This window comes from Bradyrhizobium sp. CCBAU 11386 (assembly GCF_028128955.1).
Lineage (GTDB): Bacteria > Pseudomonadota > Alphaproteobacteria > Rhizobiales > Xanthobacteraceae > Bradyrhizobium.
The window spans coordinates 271,302-291,313 of sequence record NZ_LBKA01000260.1; the positions used below are offsets into that span (position 1 = coordinate 271,302).

20 protein-coding genes are annotated in these 20,012 nt (G+C 65.5%); 11 read left to right on the top strand and 9 right to left on the bottom strand.

The genetic code is table 11. From position 1 onward, the window contains the following. Window positions 1-3: 3 nt before the first annotated feature. The 3 genes from XI09_RS43220 to XI09_RS43230 form a co-directional block, all read right to left on the bottom strand. Window positions 4-600 (bottom strand): cupin domain-containing protein, encoded by a 597-nt coding sequence (locus XI09_RS43220; RefSeq protein ID WP_271572384.1) that lies wholly within the window; start codon window positions 598-600, stop codon window positions 4-6. A 43-nt stretch (window positions 601-643) separates the two neighbouring features. Continuing rightward, window positions 644-1,501, bottom strand: coding sequence for a helix-turn-helix domain-containing protein (locus XI09_RS43225; RefSeq protein WP_271572385.1), 858 nt, complete (start codon window positions 1,499-1,501; stop codon window positions 644-646). 72 nt (window positions 1,502-1,573) lie between these two features. Beyond that, window positions 1,574-2,815, bottom strand: a complete 1,242-nt coding sequence (locus tag XI09_RS43230; RefSeq protein WP_271572386.1) for an amidase — start codon at window positions 2,813-2,815, stop codon at window positions 1,574-1,576. A 91-nt stretch (window positions 2,816-2,906) separates the two neighbouring features. Between XI09_RS43230 and dprA the strand changes: the two genes are divergently transcribed. After that, on the top strand, window positions 2,907-4,049 hold the full coding sequence (dprA, locus tag XI09_RS43235; protein ID WP_271572387.1) for a DNA-processing protein DprA: 1,143 nt from the start codon (window positions 2,907-2,909) through the stop codon (window positions 4,047-4,049). On the opposite strand, the gene XI09_RS43240 is transcribed toward dprA, so the two are convergent. Continuing rightward, the gene (locus tag XI09_RS43240) at window positions 4,046-4,468 is read right to left on the bottom strand and encodes a winged helix-turn-helix transcriptional regulator (RefSeq protein WP_271572388.1); all 423 of its coding nucleotides are present in this window, start codon (window positions 4,466-4,468) and stop codon (window positions 4,046-4,048) included. The two genes, dprA and XI09_RS43240, sit on opposite strands and share 4 nt — an antisense overlap. 83 nt (window positions 4,469-4,551) lie before the next feature. Between XI09_RS43240 and XI09_RS43245 the strand changes: the two genes are divergently transcribed. After that, a complete protein-coding gene (locus XI09_RS43245; protein WP_271572389.1) occupies window positions 4,552-5,160 on the top strand; it encodes an FMN-dependent NADH-azoreductase in 609 nt (202 codons plus the stop codon). 61 nt (window positions 5,161-5,221) lie between these two features. Here XI09_RS43245 and XI09_RS43250 read toward each other — a convergent pair whose 3' ends face one another. Continuing rightward, window positions 5,222-5,404 carry a hypothetical protein gene (locus tag XI09_RS43250; protein ID WP_271572390.1) on the bottom strand — a complete coding sequence of 61 codons (183 nt, stop codon included), beginning with the start codon at window positions 5,402-5,404 and terminating at the stop codon, window positions 5,222-5,224. 176 nt (window positions 5,405-5,580) lie between these two features. After that, on the bottom strand, window positions 5,581-6,354 hold the full coding sequence (locus XI09_RS43255) for an SDR family oxidoreductase (RefSeq protein WP_271572391.1): 774 nt from the start codon (window positions 6,352-6,354) through the stop codon (window positions 5,581-5,583). A gap of 121 nt (window positions 6,355-6,475) precedes the next feature. On the opposite strand from XI09_RS43255, the gene XI09_RS43260 reads away from it, so the two are divergent. Next, window positions 6,476-6,943, top strand: a complete 468-nt coding sequence (locus XI09_RS43260; RefSeq protein WP_271572392.1) for a winged helix-turn-helix transcriptional regulator — start codon at window positions 6,476-6,478, stop codon at window positions 6,941-6,943. A 341-nt stretch (window positions 6,944-7,284) separates the two neighbouring features. Here XI09_RS43260 and XI09_RS43265 read toward each other — a convergent pair whose 3' ends face one another. After that, a complete protein-coding gene (locus XI09_RS43265; RefSeq protein ID WP_271572393.1) occupies window positions 7,285-7,524 on the bottom strand; it encodes a hypothetical protein in 240 nt (79 codons plus the stop codon). 228 nt (window positions 7,525-7,752) lie between these two features. On the opposite strand from XI09_RS43265, the gene topA reads away from it, so the two are divergent. Genes topA through XI09_RS43285 form a run of 4 tightly spaced genes read left to right on the top strand, consistent with a single transcriptional unit; the run spans window position 7,753 to window position 14,092 of the window. After that, complete coding sequence (gene topA / locus XI09_RS43270; protein WP_271572394.1) at window positions 7,753-10,509, top strand: type I DNA topoisomerase; 2,757 nt, start codon at window positions 7,753-7,755, stop codon at window positions 10,507-10,509. Between the two features lie 7 nt (window positions 10,510-10,516). Further along, a complete protein-coding gene (gene rnr / locus XI09_RS43275; protein WP_271572395.1) occupies window positions 10,517-12,874 on the top strand; it encodes a ribonuclease R in 2,358 nt (785 codons plus the stop codon). Next, window positions 12,868-13,308 (top strand): DUF983 domain-containing protein, encoded by a 441-nt coding sequence (locus tag XI09_RS43280; RefSeq protein WP_271572396.1) that lies wholly within the window; start codon window positions 12,868-12,870, stop codon window positions 13,306-13,308. The genes rnr and XI09_RS43280 overlap by 7 nt, the downstream gene beginning before the upstream one ends. A 31-nt stretch (window positions 13,309-13,339) precedes the next feature. Then, window positions 13,340-14,092: an NUDIX hydrolase gene (locus tag XI09_RS43285; protein ID WP_271572397.1), complete on the top strand. Its 753-nt coding sequence runs from the start codon at window positions 13,340-13,342 to the stop codon at window positions 14,090-14,092. Window positions 14,093-14,234: 142 nt separating this feature from the next. On the opposite strand, the gene XI09_RS43290 is transcribed toward XI09_RS43285, so the two are convergent. Continuing rightward, on the bottom strand, window positions 14,235-14,777 hold the full coding sequence (locus tag XI09_RS43290; RefSeq protein WP_271572398.1) for a hypothetical protein: 543 nt from the start codon (window positions 14,775-14,777) through the stop codon (window positions 14,235-14,237). Between the two features lie 383 nt (window positions 14,778-15,160). On the opposite strand from XI09_RS43290, the gene XI09_RS43295 reads away from it, so the two are divergent. The 3 genes from XI09_RS43295 (at window position 15,161) to XI09_RS43305 (ending at window position 17,796) form a co-directional block, all read left to right on the top strand. Beyond that, window positions 15,161-16,486, top strand: coding sequence for an LLM class flavin-dependent oxidoreductase (locus tag XI09_RS43295; protein WP_271572399.1), 1,326 nt, complete (start codon window positions 15,161-15,163; stop codon window positions 16,484-16,486). Window positions 16,487-16,693: 207 nt separating this feature from the next. After that, window positions 16,694-16,861, top strand: a complete 168-nt coding sequence (rpmG, locus tag XI09_RS43300; protein WP_007603295.1) for a 50S ribosomal protein L33 — start codon at window positions 16,694-16,696, stop codon at window positions 16,859-16,861. Window positions 16,862-17,529: 668 nt separating this feature from the next. Continuing rightward, a complete protein-coding gene (locus XI09_RS43305) occupies window positions 17,530-17,796 on the top strand; it encodes a DUF3551 domain-containing protein (RefSeq protein ID WP_271572400.1) in 267 nt (88 codons plus the stop codon). A 21-nt stretch (window positions 17,797-17,817) separates the two neighbouring features. Here the strand turns inward: XI09_RS43305 and XI09_RS43310 are convergent, their stop codons facing one another. Further along, on the bottom strand, window positions 17,818-19,056 hold the full coding sequence (locus XI09_RS43310; RefSeq protein ID WP_271572401.1) for an MFS transporter: 1,239 nt from the start codon (window positions 19,054-19,056) through the stop codon (window positions 17,818-17,820). 131 nt (window positions 19,057-19,187) lie between these two features. Between XI09_RS43310 and XI09_RS43315 the strand changes: the two genes are divergently transcribed. Continuing rightward, window positions 19,188-19,805: a TetR/AcrR family transcriptional regulator gene (locus XI09_RS43315; RefSeq protein ID WP_333939202.1), complete on the top strand. Its 618-nt coding sequence runs from the start codon at window positions 19,188-19,190 to the stop codon at window positions 19,803-19,805. The last annotated feature ends 207 nt before the right edge of the window (window positions 19,806-20,012 follow it).

Genomic DNA, 20,012 nt, shown 5'->3' on the forward strand with positions numbered 1-20,012 from the left:
AACTCAGGCCGCGACGCCGGCCCGTGCAAGCGTCTCGCTCAGCGGCTCGATCGCCATCCGGTAGCCGGCGAGCCGCGCCACCGGAGCAAGGAGAGCGAACAGCAGCTTCTGAAGCCAGATCGGCACGCCGGCGAGATAGAGATGATCGCGATAGGTGTGCAGCACCAACGCGATCAGGAGAAAGTTCGGATCGCCGGCACTCGAAAACCACGCGGGCTGCTTGACCGTGAGCGTGGCGAAATTGGCGAAGAAGCGCAGATGCTGCTGCGCCGGGACGAAGGAGATCTCGAGATCGGCATTGCTCTCGCCGACATTGGCAAAGTAATGCGGCCGGCCGCGGGGCACGATCGCGGTGCCGCCGGCATCGACCAGTTGCTCGCGCCCGTCGACGACAACCTTGATGCGTCCGCTCTTGACCGCAAAGTGTTCGTCCGCGCCGGGATGAACGTGCACCAGCGCATTGCCGCCGCCCGAGCCGCCTTTTTCGAGGATCACGCCGAAGCGCGCGACGCCGGGATTGTCGAGCGGTCCGGAGAAGACAAAAGTCTCCTTGTTGAAGACATTGCGCAGCCGTGTGCCGCGGGCGATCTCGGTCAGCATGTTTGCATCTCCTTGCAATCCAGGGAGATGCGCTGGTAGCGGCCTAGGCGACGAAGGTATTGTAAAAATCCGACGCCGCGAGCTCGGCGTTCCAGGCCCTTACGTTGGCGATCGACGACTGACGGCAGAACGCCTCCGGCGAAGCGCACGCGAGCGTGCGGAAATCGCGGATCAGATGCGCTTGGTCGGTAAAACCGGTCGCGTGCGCGACATCGGCCCAGTCGGAACCAGCGCGGCGCGCGGCAATCGCCCGCTGCATCCGCTCGATCCGCGCAAACTGCTTTGCGCTTGCACCGGTCTCGGCCTTGAAGCGCCGCTGCAGGCTACGCTTGCCGATGTCGAGATCGCCGGCAAGCCTGCGCATGGAGATCGCCGGATCCCGCCTGATCGTACGCATCGCCTGCGCGACCAGCGGATCGAGACGGCCGGGCCCTGTCCTCGTCCGGACGAAGTCTCGCATGCAGGTCACGCGCGCGGCCGCGCTGCCGGCCTCCGCGAGCTGTTCTTCGAGCAGCGCGGCAGCGCCATCGCCAAAAATGTCCGACAGATCGATGCTGGCATCGAGCAGATCGGCAGGCTTCACGCCGAGCACGCGGTCGGCCGCGTCGGCCTTGAGCCGCACCAACACGACGCCGAGCGAACCGCTCGGCTTCAGCACTGCTGCGCGGGTATGCATGCCGTTGATGGTGCGCTTGTAGACGCCGCGTTGCGAGGCCATCGGCGCGCGATAGTGCACGACCAGAACTGGCGACGGCGTCGGCAGAACCTTGATCGTCCGCGCGCAGGCGGCTGCGGCATCGTCGAGATCGGCATCCCAGAGGGACTCGACGATGTCGCCGAGTCCCTCGCCCGCGCCGAAAAATTGCGAGCTGCGTGGGATCTGTTTGTCCGGGAGAGCCATGAGTTCAGTTGGTCGGCTCAGCCCGGGCGCGGTTGCATCCTTCGCGCTCACATAAAGTTGAGGTGCCCCGCGTCAGGCCCGCGCCAGCGCATTCTCCAGGAACCACGCCGTCGCAAGCGCATGCGCGTCGTTGCCGAAGCGCGCGATCACCTGCACGCCGATCGGCAGGCCATTGGCCTTCAGCACCGGCACGTTGACGCAAGGATTGCCCATCAGCGTCCAGAGCCGGTTGTAGCGGGGATCGCCGGTGCTCGCGAGCTCCTTGGCCGGCGCCGTGCCCGGCGCCGAATAGGTCAAGAGCACGTCGACGCCCTCAAACACTTCGCCGAGCTCACGGCGGCCACGCCGGCCGATCCGGCGAGCCTCGTCATATTCCTTCGGCGTCAGCCCGACCGTCGCGTCGAGACTGGCGCGCAGCATCGGCGCGATCTCGTCGTGATGCTCCGAAAACTCCCAGGCGAGCGCGCGGTGCGCCTCGAAGTCCTGGATGATCGGATGGATGCGCCAGGCCTCCCGCACCGACTCGGGCAGATCGATGGTCTGCACACTGGCCCCGGCGCGCTCGGCCGCCTTGATCGCCGCTTGCAGCCCCTGCTCGGCCGCCGGCTCCACAGCACCCACGAACTCCTGCCTGACCACGCCGATGCGCGGTGCCTTGGCCGGGACGATGCCGGAGAATTCGCTGCGGCCGGTCATCGCCAGCAGTCCGCGCGCCAGATCCTCCGCGCGCGCGCCGAACAAGCCGACCGTGTCGAGCGCCCACGAATAGCACTTCACGCCGACCGTCGGCAGCATCCGAAACGACGGCTTGATCGCGGCCGTCCCGCAATAGGCGGCGGGCCGGATCACCGAGCCGCCGGTCTGGGTGCCCAGCGCCAGCGGGATCATGCCGGCGCCGACCGCCGCCGCCGAGCCCGAGGACGAGCCGCCCGGCGAATGGCCGGTATTGTGCGGATTGAGCGTCGGGGTCGGATCGCGCGAGGCGAACGCCGTGGTCGTGGTCTTGCCGATGATGGTGGCGCCCGCCCGCTTCAGCATCATCACGACCGGCGCGTCCGAGCGCGGCTGCCAGCCGCGATAGATCTCCGAGCCCATCTCGGTCGGCATATTGGCCGTGTCGATGATGTCCTTGATCCCGACCGCGATGCCGCGCAGCGGGCCGGAAGCTTGCGCTCTTGCCGACTTGTCGTGGCGGACGAAGGCATGGACCTCCTTCTCCCGCGCCTCGATCGCCGCGTGCGATTGGGCGATGGCGTCATCCGGCGAAAGTTCGCCCGCTTCGATGCGGCGCTGGAGGTCGGCGAGTGAGATCATGGCAAAAACCCTTCTTATTGGGATCGCTTTTAGCATCGGGGCAAGGTCGTGCAAGCGCACGACGCTGTTGCCCACGCCCTCAGGTTGTTCCATGCTGTGCCTGCAAGGAGACACCGTGGACGCCATCAATTCCAGCGTGGAGCTAACCGAGCTAGAGCGGATCGACCGCCTGCGGCTGATCCGTTCCGACAATGTCGGACCGCGCACCTTCCGCTCGCTGGTCGATCATTTCGGCACCGCGCGCGCCGCGCTGGAGCGGCTGCCGGATCTCGCGCGCCGCGGCGGCGCGGCGCGGTCGGGGCGTATCTGTAGCGTGGACGAGGCCAAGGCCGAATTGGCTGCGAGCCGCAAATTCGGCATCGCCTGGCTTGCGCCAGGCGAGGACGGCTATCCGGGGCGGCTGGCGACGCTCGACGACGCGCCGCCGCTGCTCGCGGTGCGTGGCGACACGACAACCTTGAAGCGGCCGATGATCGCGATCGTCGGCTCGCGCAACGCCTCCGGCGCCGGGCTGAAGTTCGCCGGCCAGTTGGCCCGCGAGCTCGGCGAAGCCGGCTTTGTCATCATCTCGGGGCTCGCCCGCGGCGTCGACCAGGCCGCGCATCGCACCAGCGTCGAGAGCGGCACGATCGCCGTGCTCGCCGGCGGCCATGACTGCATCTATCCGCCCGAGCACGGCGACCTGCTCGGATCGATCCTCGATCACGCGGGCGCGGCGATCTCCGAGATGCCGCTCGGCCACGAGCCGCGCGCCCGGGACTTCCCCCGCCGCAACCGGCTGATCTCGGGCGCTTCGCTCGGCGTGGTCGTGGTGGAGGCCGCCCACCGTTCGGGCTCGCTGATCACCGCGCGCATGGCGGCCGAACAGGGCCGCGAGGTGTTCGCGGTGCCGGGCTCACCGCTCGATCCGCGCGCCGCCGGCACCAACGATCTAATCAAGCAGGGCGCAACGCTCGTCACCGAAGCCGCCGACGTCATCAACGCTGTCGCACCGATCATGGAGCGGCCGCTGATGCATCGGGCGCGCGAGCCCGACAGCGAGCCGTTCGAAAGCGATCCGCAGACGCACGACCGCGACCAGATCACTGGCCTGCTCGGCCCCGTGCCGATCGGACTCGACGATCTCGTGCGGATGTCCGGCGCCTCGCCTGCGATCGTGCGCACCGTGCTGCTGGAGCTCGAACTCGCCGGCCGGCTCGAACGCCACGGCGGCGGATTGGTGTCGTTGCTCTAGTTCTCGCCGCGCTTGTCGAACCGCGTCCGTGCGGCCTCGATCTGATCCAGATGGTCTTTCGCCCATTTGCCGAGCGCCTCGACGGGCCGCGACAGCCCGTGGCCGAGATCGGTCAGCTCATAGTCCACGCGCGGCGGAATGGTCGGGAAGATCGTGCGCGTGACGAGGCCGTCGCGTTCGAGGCCACGCAGCGTCAGGGTCAGCATCCGCTGCGAGACGCCGTTGATCATGCGCTTCAGCTCATTGAAGCGCTTCGGCCCGTCGCTCAGCATCATGATGACGAACACGCTCCATTTGTCGCCGACGCGGGACAGCACGGAGGCGACCCCGCGGCAGTCCGCATGGTTGGGATCTGGCCTTTGATCCCGCCTTGGCGAGGCAGGCAAATCGGTGTGTGTCGGTTTCAATAATGTGTCCATGGCTCAAAAAAGTGCGTTCTTGCGGGGATTTCAACAGTCACTCATGTAGTCCTGGTTACAAACATATACCATGGGTGACCTCAATGAAACTCCTCCATATCGACTCCAGCGTGCTCGGCCCCCACTCCGTCAGCCGGCAGGTCTCCGCCGCCATCGTCGACCGTCTCAAGCAGGCAACGCCCTCGCTCGATATCGTCTATCGCGACCTGACCCAGACCCCGCTCGCCCACCTCTCCGGCTCGCACCTGGCGGCCGCGCAAGGCGCGCCAGCGCCGGCGGAACTCGGACCGGACCTTGCCGCAAGCGCAGCCGCGCTGGACGAATTCCTGACCGCCGACATCGTCGTGATCGGCGCGCCCATGTACAATTTCACCATTCCGAGCCAGCTCAAGGCCTGGATCGACCGCGTCCTGGTGGCGGGAAAGACCTTCAAATATGACGCGAACGGGCCGCAGGGCCTTGCCGGCGGCAAGCGGGTGATCGTGGCGATCTCGCGCGGCGGCTATTACGGCGCCGGCTCGCCCGCCGCGGCGCTGGAGCATCTCGAAACCTATCTGCGCGGCGTGTTCGGCTTCATGGGAATCCAGACCCCCGAATTCATCATCGCCGACGGCATCCAGGTCGGCCCGGAGCACCGTGAGAAAGCACTGGCGGGTGCGCTTCAGGCAGCAACCAGCCTTCAGGCGGCCTGAGGCTCACGCCGACCGCATCAGCTGCTGCCGGATTCCGGCGGCGGCTGACAGATCGCACGGGCTAAAACCAGGCGCCCTGAACGCCCAGGATGACGGCCACGAGCGAAACGAACAGGCCGATGCCGGAGAAGAGTGCCACCCCGATGAGCTCCGATTTGTCGGAGCGCCTGGCGGGAATGGCGGAACGTTCGGTGAAAATACGCGGTGCTGAAATCGACGAAAAAATGCGAGCTGCCTTTGGCATCACGGGCTCCCTGAAAGTGAGTCTTGTGACCCCTTGCCCGTAAAAGTGTCTTGGCAGCTTGCGCCAAGGTTCAACCACATCATGCAAGGTTCAGAAAATACATCCCGCAAGACGAGGGAACCGGCCGGCGCAACCGCTGTGGTCGCGCCGACCGATTCAATTTGCACTTGATTTGATCAGCCGCGATAGATCGGCGCGCCGCTCGGCGAGGCCACCGCGCCGCCGTCGACGAAGATTTCCTGGCCCTGCACATGCGCGGAATCATCGGAGGCTAGGAACAGCACCGTCTTGGAAATGTGATCGGGTTCACCGATGCGGCCGAGCGGCGTCGACAGCGCGATCCGTTTCTCGAACGCCTTCTCGGCTTCGGGTGTTGCGATCGCAGCGCCCCAGATCGGCGTGCGGATCGCGCCCGGCGCAACGACGTTGACGCGGATGCCGCGCGGCGACAGCTCCGAAGCCATGATCCGCGCCAACGCCCGCACGCCGGCCTTGGCCGCGCCGTAAGCCGAGTAGCCGGGAATGCCGAGCACCGAGATCACCGAGCCGTTGAGGATGATCGAGGCGTTGTCGTTCAGATGAGGCAGTGCGGACTGAACCGTGAAGAACACACCGGTGAGGTTCGTGCTGATCACCTTTTCGAAGACCTCCAGCGTCGCCGCACCGAGCGGCGTGCTGCCTGGAATGCCGGCATTGGCGAACACGATGTCGAACTTGCCGAACTTCTCGGCGCCCTGCCTGATCGCAGCTTCAGTGGCGGCGATATCGGTGGCATCAGCGGCAACCGCGAGCGCGTTCGGACCGAGCTCCTTCGCGGCGGCCGCCAGCGTCTCCTTGTTGCGCCCGGTGATCACCACTTTCGCGCCCTCGGCCACGAACAGTTTTGCCGTCGCAAGCCCGATGCCGCTGTTGCCGCCCGTAATCAATGCCGTCTTGTTCTTCAGTCTCACGCTCGCCTCCAGTGGTTTCATAATGAAACTACGTTGCCATCTAGGCCATTTGGTTTTATGATGCAACCACACAAGCGCGTGATCGCCACCGGCATCGGGCGAACGCGAAAGGACCAATACGATGGTGAAACGAACCAGCTTCGAGGGCGATACCTGCCCGATCGCGCGCGCGCTGGAGGCGATCGGCGACTGGTGGTCGCTCCTGATCATCCGCGAGGCGCTGTTCGGCCTGCGCCGCTTCGGCGAATTTCAGAGCAAGCTCGGCATGGCCAAGAACATCCTGGCCGCGCGGCTGCGCGCGCTGGTCGATCACGGCATTCTGGAAACCGCCCCCGCCTCCGACGGCAGCGCCTATTCGGAATATGTGCTGACGCCGAAAGGCCGCGGCACCTTCCCGATCCTGGTCGCGCTCCGGCAATGGAGCGAGGCATTCGACGATCACCCCGAGCAGATCGCGACCATCCTGGTCGATCGCGCGAAAGGCCGCCCGGTGCGCAAGCTCGAGCTGCGCGCGGAGGACGGCCGGCTGCTCAGCCAGGCGGACACGACGGTGAAGCCGCGGCCTGCGCCGCGGCGGCGGTCGGCCTAGTTAAGTCGAACTACCACCACACCGTCATTGCGAGCGCAGCGAAGCAATCCAGAACCTTTCCACGGAGACAGTCTGGATTGCTTCGCTGCGCTCGCAATGACGGCGTTGAAGCAGCGCGCTCAATTCTCTCACCGTCACCCCCGCGCAACGGCGAAGCCGTTGTCGCTGGAGGTGCGAGCCGTGGTGCGCAGCAGCGCGAGCGAGCCTCGAAGGGCGACGGCCGGCGGCATCCCGACCCGTCATCCTTCGAGGCTCCCGGCGCGATGCTTTGCATCGCGCTACTCGCGCCTCAGGATGACGGGTCTGAAGGATGACGGGTCCGATACTTGGCGGCGGCGCCGCTACGACAGCTTGCGCCTGGTGCGCAGCCGCAGGTGCTCGTCGGCCTCGAGCTGCGTCATCCCTAGGAGATAATGCAGCACGTCGAGCCTGTGGCGCTCGGCGAGCTTGCGCAACACCGCCACCTGCTCGGCGATGAAGGCCACCGCCTCGTCGGCGCCGCCCTCCCCCGGTTCCTCGTGGCGCGAGCCTCCCGGCGCGCCTGATGCGGCGCGCGCCCGTTTCTTTCCTGGCCTAGTCACCAGACCCCACCCCGAATCCATGCCCCGCGGGAACATTACGCCCACATCGATCGCAACTCCAGGGTGGTATTTTGCAACTTTCTCGATATGAAACTTTTCCCATCGCGGCGGCCTTCTACACCCCTCGATTTGACAGCGAGGGCCTCACCACCCATGTTCGCTTCGAAACGGCCGACCCGAATCTCGTCGAATTCGGCCCAGAATTTCCCCGTAAGTTACTGGAACTACATGAATATCGTCATTGTGGAGTCGCCGGCGAAAGCCAAGACGATCAACAAATATTTGGGCTCGTCCTACGAGGTTCTGGCCTCGTTCGGCCATGTCCGCGACCTCCCGGCGAAGAACGGTTCCGTCGATCCCGACGCAAATTTCAAGATGATCTGGGAGGTCGACCCCAAGGCGGCCGGCCGGCTCAACGATATCGCCAAGTCTCTGAAGAACGCCGACCGCCTGATTCTCGCCACCGACCCTGATCGCGAGGGCGAGGCCATCTCCTGGCACGTGCTGGAGGTGCTGAAGGAGAAGCGAGCGCTCAAGGACCAGAAGATCGAGCGCGTGGTGTTCAACGCCATCACCAAGCAGGCGGTCACGGACGCGATGAAGCATCCGCGCCAGATCGACGGCGCGCTGGTCGACGCCTATATGGCGCGCCGCGCGCTGGACTATCTCGTCGGCTTCACCCTTTCCCCCGTGCTGTGGCGCAAGCTGCCGGGCGCCCGTTCGGCCGGCCGCGTGCAGTCGGTGGCGCTGCGGCTTGTCTGCGACCGCGAGCTCGAGATCGAGAAGTTCGTTGCGCGCGAATATTGGTCGCTGATCGCGACCCTGCTCACGCCGCGCGGCGATGCGTTCGAGGCGCGCCTCGTCGGCGCCGACGGCAAGAAGATCCAGCGTCTCGACATCGGCACCGGCGCGGAAGCCGAAGACTTCAAGAAGGCACTGGAAGCCGCCGCCTACGCGGTCACCGCGGTCGACGCAAAACCCGCCCGGCGCAATCCGCAGGCGCCCTTCACCACGTCCACGCTCCAGCAGGAAGCCAGCCGCAAATACGGCTTTGCGCCGGCGCACACGATGCGCATCGCCCAGCGCCTCTATGAAGGCATCGACATCGGCGGCGAGACCACCGGACTCATTACTTATATGCGTACCGACGGCGTGCAGATCGATCCGTCCGCGATCACCCAGACGCGCAAGGTGATCGGCGAGGATTACGGCAACGCCTACGTGCCGGATGCCCCGCGCCAGTACCAGGCCAAGGCCAAGAACGCCCAGGAAGCGCACGAAGCGATCCGTCCGACCGACATGTCCCGCCGCCCGGACAGCATGAGCCGCAAGCTCGATTCCGATCAGGCGCGGCTCTACGAGCTGATCTGGAAGCGCACCATCGCGAGCCAGATGGAAGCGGCCGAGCTCGAGCGCACCACCGTCGACATCACCGCGAAGGTGGGCGGCCGCACGCTGGAGCTGCGCGCCACCGGCCAGGTCGTCAAGTTCGACGGCTTCCTCGCGCTCTATCAGGAAGGCCGCGACGACGAGGAGGACGAGGACTCCCGCCGCCTGCCCGCCATGAGTGCGGGCGACGGCCTGAAGCGGCAATCGCTCGCCGTCACCCAGCATTTCACCGAGCCGCCGCCGCGCTTCTCGGAAGCCTCGCTGGTCAAGCGCATGGAAGAGCTCGGCATCGGCCGGCCCTCGACCTATGCCTCGATCCTCCAGGTCCTGAAGGACCGCGGCTACGTCAAGCTGGAGAAGAAGCGCCTGCACGGCGAGGACAAGGGCCGCGTCGTGGTCGCGTTCCTCGAAAGCTTCTTCAGCCGCTACGTCGAATACGACTTCACCGCCAATCTGGAAGAGCAGCTCGATCGCATCTCCAACAACGAGATCTCCTGGCAGCAGGTGCTGAAGGATTTCTGGAGCGGCTTCATCGGCGCCGTCGACGAGATCAAGGATTTGCGCGTGGCGCAGGTGCTGGACGTGCTCGACGACATGCTCGGACAGCACATCTATCCGCCCCGCGCCGACGGCGGCGACATCAGGCAGTGCCCGAGCTGCGGCAACGGCCGGCTCAATCTGAAGGCCGGCAAGTTCGGCGCCTTCGTCGGCTGCTCGAACTATCCGGAGTGCCGCTACACCCGCCAGCTCGCCGCCGACAGCGAGGCAACGGCCGACCGTTCGCTCGGCCAGGATCCCGACACCGGCTTCGACGTCTGGGTCAAGGCCGGCCGCTTTGGGCCCTATATCCAGCTCGGCGAGCAGAAGGACTATGCGGAGGGCGAGAAGCCGAAGCGCGCGGGCATCCCGAAGGGCACCTCTCCGAGCGATGTCGAGCTCGAGCTTGCGCTCAAACTGTTGTCGCTGCCGCGCGAGATCGGCAAGCATCCCGAAACCGGTCAGCCGATCACCGCCGGCCTCGGTCGCTTCGGGCCGTTCGTGAAGCACGAGAAGACCTATGCCAGCCTCGAGGCCGGCGACGAGGTGTTCGACATCGGCCTCAACCGCGCGGTGACGCTGATCGCGGAAAAGGTCGCCAAGGGCCCGAGCCGCCGCTTCGGCGCCGACCCCGGCAAGGCGATCGGCGATCATCCGACGCTCGGCACCGTCACCGTGAAGAGCGGCCGCTACGGCGCCTATGTCACCGCGGGCGGCGTCAACGCGACGATCCCGGCCGAGTTCGAGAAGGACGCCATCACGCTGCCGCAGGCGATCGCGCTGATCGACGAGCGCGCGGCCAAGGGTGGCGGAAAGACCAAGGCGAAGAAGGCGGCGAAGCCTGCCAAGGCCAAGAAGGCTGCGGAGAAGGCCGCCGACGGCGATGGTACCGCGCCGAGACCCAAGAAGCCGGCCGCGAAGAAAGCCGCGGCCAAATCCGAATCCACCAGCAAGGCGCGCGCCGCCGTGCCGTCGACTGCCAAGACGTCGCCGACCAAGGCCGCCGCCAGCAAGAATCCTGCAAATACTCCGGCCAAGAAGAGTGCCGGCAAGAGTTAGAGGTTAAGTGAAACGCAAGAATGACCGTGGCTTTCCCGACAGGCAAGCCATCGTCGCCTTCATCAAGGCAAATCAGGGAAACGTCGGCACCCGCGAAATTGCGCGCGAGTTCGGCCTGAAGAACGCCGATCGCGTCGAGCTCAAGCGCATGCTGCGCGAGCTCGCCGACGACGGGATCATCAAGAAGAAACGCCACAAGGTCTCGGAGCCGGACAGCCTGCCGGCGACGCTGGTCGCCGACATCACCGGCCGCGACGATGACGGCGAGCTGATCGCCTCTCCCACCGAATGGGACGAGGTCGAAAGCGGCGAACCGCCCAAAATCCTCATCGTGATGCCGCGCCGGCCAAAGCCCGGCACGGCCGCCGGAATCGGCGACCGCGCGCTGCTGCGCGTCGAGCGCTTCGACGAGGCCGAAGGCCCGGCCTATCGCGGCCACATCATCAAGGTCTTCGACAAGGCCAAGAGCCGCATCCTCGGCGTGTTCCGCGAGCTTCCCGAAGGCGGTGGACGGCTGATCCCGGTCGACAAGAAGTCTGCCGACCGCGAGCTGAACATCGCCGCGGCCGACACGCAGGGCGCGCAGGACGGCGACCTCGTCAGCGTCGACATCGTCCGCTCGCGCGCCTTCGGCCTCGCCTCGGGCCGCGTCAAGGAGAAGCTCGGCTCGGTCAAGTCGGAGAAGGCGATCAGCCTGATCGCGATCTACGCCCACGACATCCCCCTGCAATTCCGCCCCGCGGCAGAGCGCGAGGCGGAAGCCGCAGAACCCGCGAACCTGAAGGGACGCGAGGATTGGCGCGACGTCCCGCTCGTCACCATCGATCCGCCCGATGCGAAAGATCATGACGACGCGGTGCATGCGCAGGCCGACGACGACCCCAACAACAAGGGCGGCTTCATCGTCAACGTCGCCATCGCGGATGTAAGCTTCTACGTCCGGCCGGGCACCGCGCTCGACCGCGACGCGCTCGACCGCGGCAATTCGGTCTATTTCCCCGACCGCGTCGTGCCGATGCTGCCGGAGCGCATCTCCAACAATCTGTGCTCCCTGGTGCCGGGCGAGCCGCGCGGCGCGCTGGCGGTGCGGATGGTAATCGGCCCTGATGGCCGCAAGCGCTCGCATACGTTCCACCGCATCCTGATGCGATCGGCGGCCAAGCTCAATTACGCGCAGGCCCAGGCCGCGATCGACGGCCGGCCTGATGACACCACCGGCCCCCTGCTCGATCCGATCCTGAGGCCGCTCTATGCCGCCTATGCCTGCGTCAAGCGCGCCCGCGACGAGCGCGATCCGCTCAATCTCGATCTGCCCGAGCGCAAGATCCTGCTGAAGAGCGACGGCACGGTCGATCGCGTCGTCGTCCCCGAGCGTCTCGATGCGCACAAGCTGATCGAGGAGTTCATGATCCTCGCCAACGTCGCGGCCGCCGAGATGCTGGAGAAGAAGTCGCTGCCGCTGATCTACCGCGTGCATGACGAGCCGACGCTGGAGAAGGTCCACGCGCTCGCAGAGTTCTTGGAGACGCTCGACGTTCCCTTCGCCAAATCAGGCGCGCTGCGCCCGGCCCTGTTCAACCGCGTGCTGGCGCAGCTCGAAGGCCACGACCACTTCCCGCTGGTGAGCGAAGTCGTGCTGCGCGCGCAGGCGCAGGCCGAATATTCCTCCGAGAATTACGGTCATTTCGGCCTCAACCTGCGCCGCTACGCGCATTTCACCTCGCCGATCCGCCGCTATGCCGACCTCGTCGTGCACCGCGCGCTGGTCCGCGCGCTCGGCCTCGGCGAGGGCGCGCTGCCCGACAGCGAAACGCCGGAAAGTCTCGGCGAGGTCGCAGCCCACATCTCGGTGACCGAGCGGCGCGCGATGAAGGCGGAGCGCGAGACCGTGGACCGCCTGATCGCCCATCACCTCGCCGACCGCATCGGCGCCAGCTTCCAGGGCCGCGTCTCCGGCGTCACGCGCGCCGGCCTGTTCGTCAAGCTCACTGATACCGGCGCCGACGGCCTGATCCCGATCCGATCCCTTGGCACGGAATATTTCAACTATGACGAGAGCCGCCATGCGCTCGTCGGCACGCGCAGCGGCACCATGCATCAGCTGGGTGACGTGGTCGACGTCCGTCTGATAGAAGCAGCCCCCGTCGCAGGCGCGCTGCGCTTCGAGCTGCTGTCGTCGAGCGGCGAGACCGCGCCGCAGGGCCGCAGGCGATCTGGTCCGCAACGCCGCCCCTCGTTCAAGGCGCATCCCGGACGCAGTCCGGATAAAAAACGCAAGCCAGCGAAGCCGAAGTCCGGCAAGGCGAAGAAGGGCAAAGGAAAAAGTAACGGGAAGGGCAAGGGTCAGAAGGGCAAGGCATGGTGACGATGAGCACGGCCCCAAAAATCTGGACGCGCGAGACCGGCCTCGTCGAGAAGCGCGACGTCTGGACGGCAATGAAGCGCGGCTTTCGCGGCCGCTGCCCGCGCTGCGGCGAAGGAAAGCTGTTCCGCGCCTTCCTGAAGACATCAGATCATTGCTCGGTGTGCGGCCTCGACTTCACGCCGCATCGCGCCGACGATTTACCCGCTTATCTCGTCATCGTCATCGTCGGCCACATCGTGGTGCCCGGCATCCTCTGGATCGAGACCAACTACACGACGCCGGTCTGGCTCAGCTTCGCGGCCTATCTGCCCTTCACGTTCTTCGCCTCGCTCGCGCTGCTCCAGCCGGTCAAGGGCGCCGTGGTCGGATTGCAATGGGCTCTGCGCATGCACGGCTTTGACGAGACCCCTCCGGATGGTATTCCGCCGGTGTAAGCAATAAGCAAAAAGTGGTTTGGGTGAGGACATGACGGACACGTCGCAGGCTGCTGAGAAGGCAAGGATCCACGAGGGCAAGGAAGCCGACCATCATCCCTATTTCCGCCCGAAGGATGCGGCGACACTGATCCTGGTCGATCGCAGCGGCACCATTCCAAGAGTCCTCGTCGGCAAGCGCCACGACAAGGTGGTGTTCATGCCCGGAAAATTCGTCTTCCCCGGCGGCCGTGTCGACAAGGCCGACTACCGCGTCCCGTGTGCTGCCCCGATCACCTCCGAGCTCGAAGCCAATCTCGCCAAGGGCAGCCCGAAGACGCCGGCCTCACGCGCCAAGTCGCTGGCGATTGCCGCGATCCGCGAGGCCTGCGAGGAGACCGGCCTCTGCCTCGGGCGCAAGGCCGAGGGCAAGGCGCCCAAGCTCGACGGCGCCTGGAAGCCATTTGCCGATGCGGGCCTGCTGCCCGACCCTTCAGGCCTGTTCCTGATCGCGCGCGCGATCACCCCGCCCGGCCGCGTCAAGCGGTTCGACACGCGCTTCTTCACCGCGGATGCCTCCGCGATCACCCATCGCGTCGAGGGCGTCATCCATGCCGATGCGGAGCTGGTCGAACTGGTCTGGGTCGAGCTCGGCTCGAAGCCGCTCGCCGATCTGCATCCGATGACGCGCAACGTGCTCAACGAGCTCGACACGCGCCTTGCCACCGGCCCGCTCCGCCACGACGCGCCGGTGCCGTTCTTCCATTTCTACGGTGGCAAGATGCAGAAGGATATTTTGGGCTAGGCCGTCATTCCGGGGCGCGCGAAGTGCGAACTACGATGCGCAATTGCGCATCTGAGAATCCATTCATCCACAATCCCCGCGGCCAGATGGATTCCGAGCTCGCGCCAAGAGGCGCGCCCCGGAATGACGAGGAAGTTCCTTCTCAGTCGGCGTCCGGCTCAGTGCCGACATAGTCGCGCGCCGGAAGTTTGAGCGCCCGCCCGAGTTCGTTGGCAAGCTTGTCCGCCTCCTCGCGCCTGGTGAAGCTCATCAGGTTGATCGGCTCAGTGCCCTTGTTGCCGCAGAGATTGACGTCATAGGTCGTCAGATCCGCGTCGTAATCGTCGGTGATGCTGATGAAATGATAGTCGGCGAGATTGCGGTGCTTGCGAATATTCAGCGGGCCGAACTGGCTGGTGATGACGATCTGGCGCAGCGTCTCGTTGAGCACGACGAAAGTGCGGAAGGTGAGCAGGATCAGGCCGGGGATGCCGACGAGCAGCCCGAGGCCCGTGAACACCAGCACCGGCACGAGGTCGTCGGCGAGCCGGCCGAAGCCGGAAAAATCCTGGCGCAGGCCGAGCGCGACATTCCAGAGCAGATAGCTACTCGCCGCCAGCAGCGGCAGCGACAGCAGCCGGCCGATCCAGGGCATCGGACGATCGATGCGGACCATGCCGCCATCCACTGTCATCGCTCCTGCCATTGATGGTCTCCTCACGAGGTCATGGCTTGGTCGGAGCGAGCGGCGGATTGGTTCGAGGAACGGCGCCTATTCACAAGAGGTCGTCATGCCCGGGCTTGTCCCGGGCATCCACGTTGTTCGACCCGTGCGGCAAGGCGTGGATGGCGGGACGTAGGCGAGCGGAAGCGACGCCGTCCTTCGGACGGCTATGCCCGGCCATGACGATGTGGAAGCTTTGGCGCCTCCAATGGATTCCGGGCTCGCCGCTGACGCGGCGCCCCGGAATGACGGGTTTGTACTGAGCTGACGGCGAAAAACAAAAGATTCTTCCCACCTGCCCCAATGGCAGAGTTCCTCCGCGTCCCTATGTGTTTGCGAACGACACCCAGAACGGATACGGGGCGATGGCACAACGGCAACTCAAGCTTGGCGCGTTCATGCGCCCGATCAGCATCCACACCGGCGCCTGGCGCTATCCCGGCGCCTGGCCGGACGCCAATTTCAATTTCGGTCACATCAAGACACTGATCCGCAAGCTCGAGGCCGGCAAGTTCGACGCTTTCTTCATGGCCGATCATCTCGCCGTGCTGAACATGCCGATCAATGCGCTCAAGCGCAGCCACACCGTGACCTCGTTCGAGCCGTTCACGCTGCTGTCGGCGCTCGCCGCGGTCACGGAGCGAATCGGCCTGATCGCGACGGGCTCGACCACCTTTGACGAGCCATATCACGTCGCGCGCCGCTTCGCCTCGCTCGACCATCTCAGCGGCGGGCGCGCCGGCTGGAACATCGTCACCACCTCGAACCCGGACGCGGCGCTGAATTTCGGTCTCGACGATCACATGGAGCACGCTGAGCGCTACAAGCGCGCCCGCGAATTCTACGACGTGGTCACCGGCCTCTGGGATTCCTTCGCCGACGACGCCTTCGTGCGCGATGTCGAGAGCGGGCTGTTCTTCGATCCTTCGAAGATGCACACGCTCGATCACAACGGCAAATATCTGAAGGTGCGCGGACCCCTCAATATCGCCCGCCCGGTACAGGGCTGGCCGGTGATCGTGCAGGCCGGCGCCTCCGACGACGGCAAGCAGCTCGCGGCCGAGACCGCGGAAGCTGTGTTCACCGGCGGCGGCAGCCTTGCCGACGGGCAGAAGCTCTATGCCGACATCAAGGGCCGCATGGCGAAGGTCGGCCGCGACCCCGAGCACCTGAAAATCCTCCCCGGCGCCTTCGTCGTGGTCGGCGACAGCGTCGATGAAGCCAAAGAGAAGCGCGCTCTGCTCGACAGCCGCGTGCATTACGACAGCGCCATCGCCTCGCTCTCGGTCATCCTCGGTACCGATGCCTCCGGCTTCGATCCGGACGGACCGCTCCCCGAAATCCCCGAGACCAACGCCAGCAAGAGCGGCCGCCAGCGCATGGTCGACCTCGCCGCGCGCGAAAAACTCACCGTGCGCCAGCTTGCCCAGCGCGTCGGCGGCTATGGCGGGCTCGCCTTCGTCGGCACCGCCAAGACCATCGCCGACCAGATGGAGGAATGGCTGGTCGGGCGCGGCTCGGACGGCTTCAACATCATGTTCCCGTTCCTGCCCGCCGGCCTCGACGATTTCGTCGACAAGGTGGTCCCGGAGCTCCAGCGCCGCGGGATTTTCCGGAAAGAGTATGAAGGGGCCACTTTGAGGGAGAATCTGGGCCTGCCGCGCCCGAAAAACCGCTTCTTCGAGGGGTAATCGGCCCGATTTGAGTGGTTTTTCGCGCTAGAGCCCCTGGCGGGGCTCTAGGTTGTTGTTTTTGACGCGTTTTCTTGACGCGAACCGGTGCCCACTTCGCTGGAAAATGCTTCGAAACCTTGACATCAGGCGGTTTCTGGCTAGGTTGCCGACCAACGCGGGCCGTTTGGCCGGCTCCAGATTCCTTTCATTTCTGAGGTTCAGAACATGGCCAAAGCGGTCACCATCAAGGTCAAGCTCGTGTCCTCGGCTGACACCGGCTTCTACTACGTCGCCAAGAAGAATTCGCGCACCATGACCGACAAGCTGGTCAAGAAGAAGTACGATCCCGTGGCGCGCAAGCACGTCGAATTCCGCGAAGCCAAGATCAAGTAAGATCGCGGGATATGCTGAAGGACTTTTGCGGGGCCCACTGGGCCCCGTTTTTATTTGTGCCACTCTCGTGTCCCGGACGCGCCGCAGCGTGCAACGCTGCTGCGCAGAACCGGGACCCAGAAGGCAACACTGCATGATGCGGCAACATGGGCCCCGGCTCTGCAGCGCACCGCTCAAGGAGCGCTGCGTCCGGGGCACGAGACTGAAGTTGACGGACTAGTCATCCTCCACGCCGTCATTGCGATGAGCGCTTGCGGCGGGCCTTAAGGTCCCGCCTTTGTTAGATCCGTCATCCCCGCGCAACGACGAAGCCGTTGTCGCTGGAGGTACGAGCCATGCGGCGCAACGCGCCGTTTGGAGAGCCTCGAAGGATGAACGATCCCGCTGCATCGGCCGGGCCGTCGCCCTTCGAGGGCCGCTGAAGAAAGCGGCCGCCTCCAGCGACAACCGCTTCGCGGTTGCGCGGGGGTGACGGTGAGATACCGAGCTCTGTTTCTTCAAGCCGTCCGCAGCACCGGCGACGGCAGCGCAGTCGGCCTGATCAGCGCAAACGCGATCTGGACAATGCCGGCGGCAGCAGCCAGCAAAGCTGCACCGGCTCCTTATCCAGGCTCCAATTGTTTTCAGAATGCTCTATGGTCTGTCGGCTTTACATGATGGAGGGTCGAATGCGACTCGCTTTGCTCGTTGTATTCATGCTGGTGGGGCTTTCGTCCGCCGCAAACGCTGAACGCGATTATCCTTGGTGCGTCTTCGGTGGCCAGCTCGGCTATTCCGGCGACTGCATGTATGAGACGAAAGAGCAGTGCCTGGCATCGGCGTCCGGCCGGTGGAACACCTATTGTGATATCAACCCGCGCGTGAGGTTCAGGCAGGAAGCTCCGCGTCGGACGACGTGCGACTCCCAGGGTCGCCGATGCGCGCCAAAACCGTGAGTCTCATGAGCTCGCGTCCGGTTAAGCCGTCCGCAGCACCGGCGCCGGCGGTTGCGACGGCCGGGTCAGCGCGAACGCCACCTGCACGATGCCGCCGGCTAGGCCCAGCGCCACGCCGATGCGCCAGGCCATCGTGTACGAGCCGAGCGCGTCATACAGCACCCCTCCCCCGTAAGCGCCGAGGAAGCTGCCGATCTGGTGGCTCATGAAGGCAAGGCCCTGGATCATGGCCTGCCAGCGCAGGCCGAACATCTCGGCGACCGCGCCTGCCACCAGCGGCCCTACTCCCATCCACAGGAAGCCCATGATCGCGCCGAACAGCAGCGTCGAGAACGACGTCGCCGGCAGCATGAAGTACCAGGCGAGCGCGAGCGAGCGCAGGATGTAGATCCCGCCCAAGAGCGCCAGCTTGTTCCAGCGCTGGCCAGCCCAGCCGAAGAACAGCGAGCCGAGCACGTTGAAGCCGCCGATCATGCCGAGCGTCTGCGCGCTCAGCATCGGATCGAGGCCGCAGATCGCAAGGTACGACGGCAGATGCGTGGTCAGGAACACGAGCTGCATGCCGCAGACGAGATAGGCGCAGGTCATCACCACGAAGGAGGCATTGCCGAACGCCGTCTTCGCAGCCGTCGCGGCCGTGGCATCGCCGATGTCGTCGGCGGACGGTTTCGGCAGCGGAATGCTGTCGACGCGTCCCGCATACCCGGCGGCAGGGATCATCAGCACCGACATGATGACGAAGCCGGCGAGCCCGATGCGCCAGCCAAAGCCTTCGTTGAGCAACTGCCCGATCGGCGCCGACAGCAGCGCGCCGAGCGAGCCCGCGCCGGAGACGATGCCGAGCGCGGTGGACCGGACGGTCTCGGGCACAGCGCGCGCGGCCACCGACATCGCGATCGCGGCCGCGGTGCAGGCGAGCGAGGTGCCGATCAGCACGCCGGCGCCGATCATGATGCTGACGAGTCCGTTGGCGGTCGCCATCAGAATGAGGCCTACGATGTACATCAGCGCGCCCACGATCATGATCGGACGGAAGCCGTAGCGCACCGTCATCGCGCCGGCGAGCGGCTGGAGAAAGCCCCAGGCGAGGTTCTGCACGGCGAGCGCCAGCGTAAAATCCGAGATCGAAATGTGGATGTCGTGAGTCAGCGGCTGCATGAAGATGCCGAGGCTCTGCCGCAACCCCATGCTCAGCGTCAGCATAATCGAGGCACCGATCAGGATGGGCAAAGTCGGCCGCAGGACCTGCAACAGGGGCATTTTTCTTCTCCCTCGTGGGCGCGGCGCGAGCGCCGACGTCTGCAATATCAGTTGATTTTGGTTACACAGACCTGTGTACTTAGGCTATGAAGAGGTGCACGCTGTCAAGCGAACAGGACGCGCGCTGCTGCATGGCTCCCCCGACGACCCCACAGACGATGAAGGAGCGGATCCTCGAGACCGCCGACAAGCTGTTCTATCTGCAAGGCATTCGCGCCATCGGCGTCGACACCATCGCGGCCGAGATCGGCATCTCCAAGCGCACGCTCTACAACCACTTCCCCTCCAAGGACGCGCTGATCGCGGCTTACCTCGAGCGCCGCTTCGTGCAGCCGCGCGCTTCCGACATGCCGCCGGCCGAGCAGATCCTCGCCACCTTCGATTCGCTGGAGCGGCGCTTTGCGGCGAAGGATTTTCGCGGCTGCCCGTTCGTGAATGCGGTCGCTGAGCTCGGCCCTCAGGACCGCGCCGTGAAGAAGATCGCGGTCGCCTTCAAGGAAAGCCGCCGCGTCTGGTTTCGGGAGCGGCTCGACGAGCTCGGTGTTGCGAATGCGGACGCGCTGGCAACCCAGCTCGTGCTGCTCGTCGACGGCGCCATCGCCCAGGACCTCGTGCGCGACGACCCCGCGATGGCGCGCGCCGCGAAGGAAGCCGCGACGGTGCTGCTGCGGAATGCGGGGGTGGATGTGGGGGATGGTGGTGATGGTACGGTGAAGCAAGTGAAGCGGCACAAGCGCGCGCCACAATAACCGCCGCCGCCGTACCTTACGGTGTCATCACCCGCGAAGGCGGGTGATCCAGTATTCCAGAGACAGTGAGGCTAGAACCGAGAGGCCGCGGCGTACTGGATTCCCCGCCGGAGCCTGTCATCGGGCTCGCCGAAGGCGAGACCCGGTGGCGGGGAATGACAGCGGAACTTGTGGGACCGTCGCATCCTGCCAAAATGCGCCTGTCTT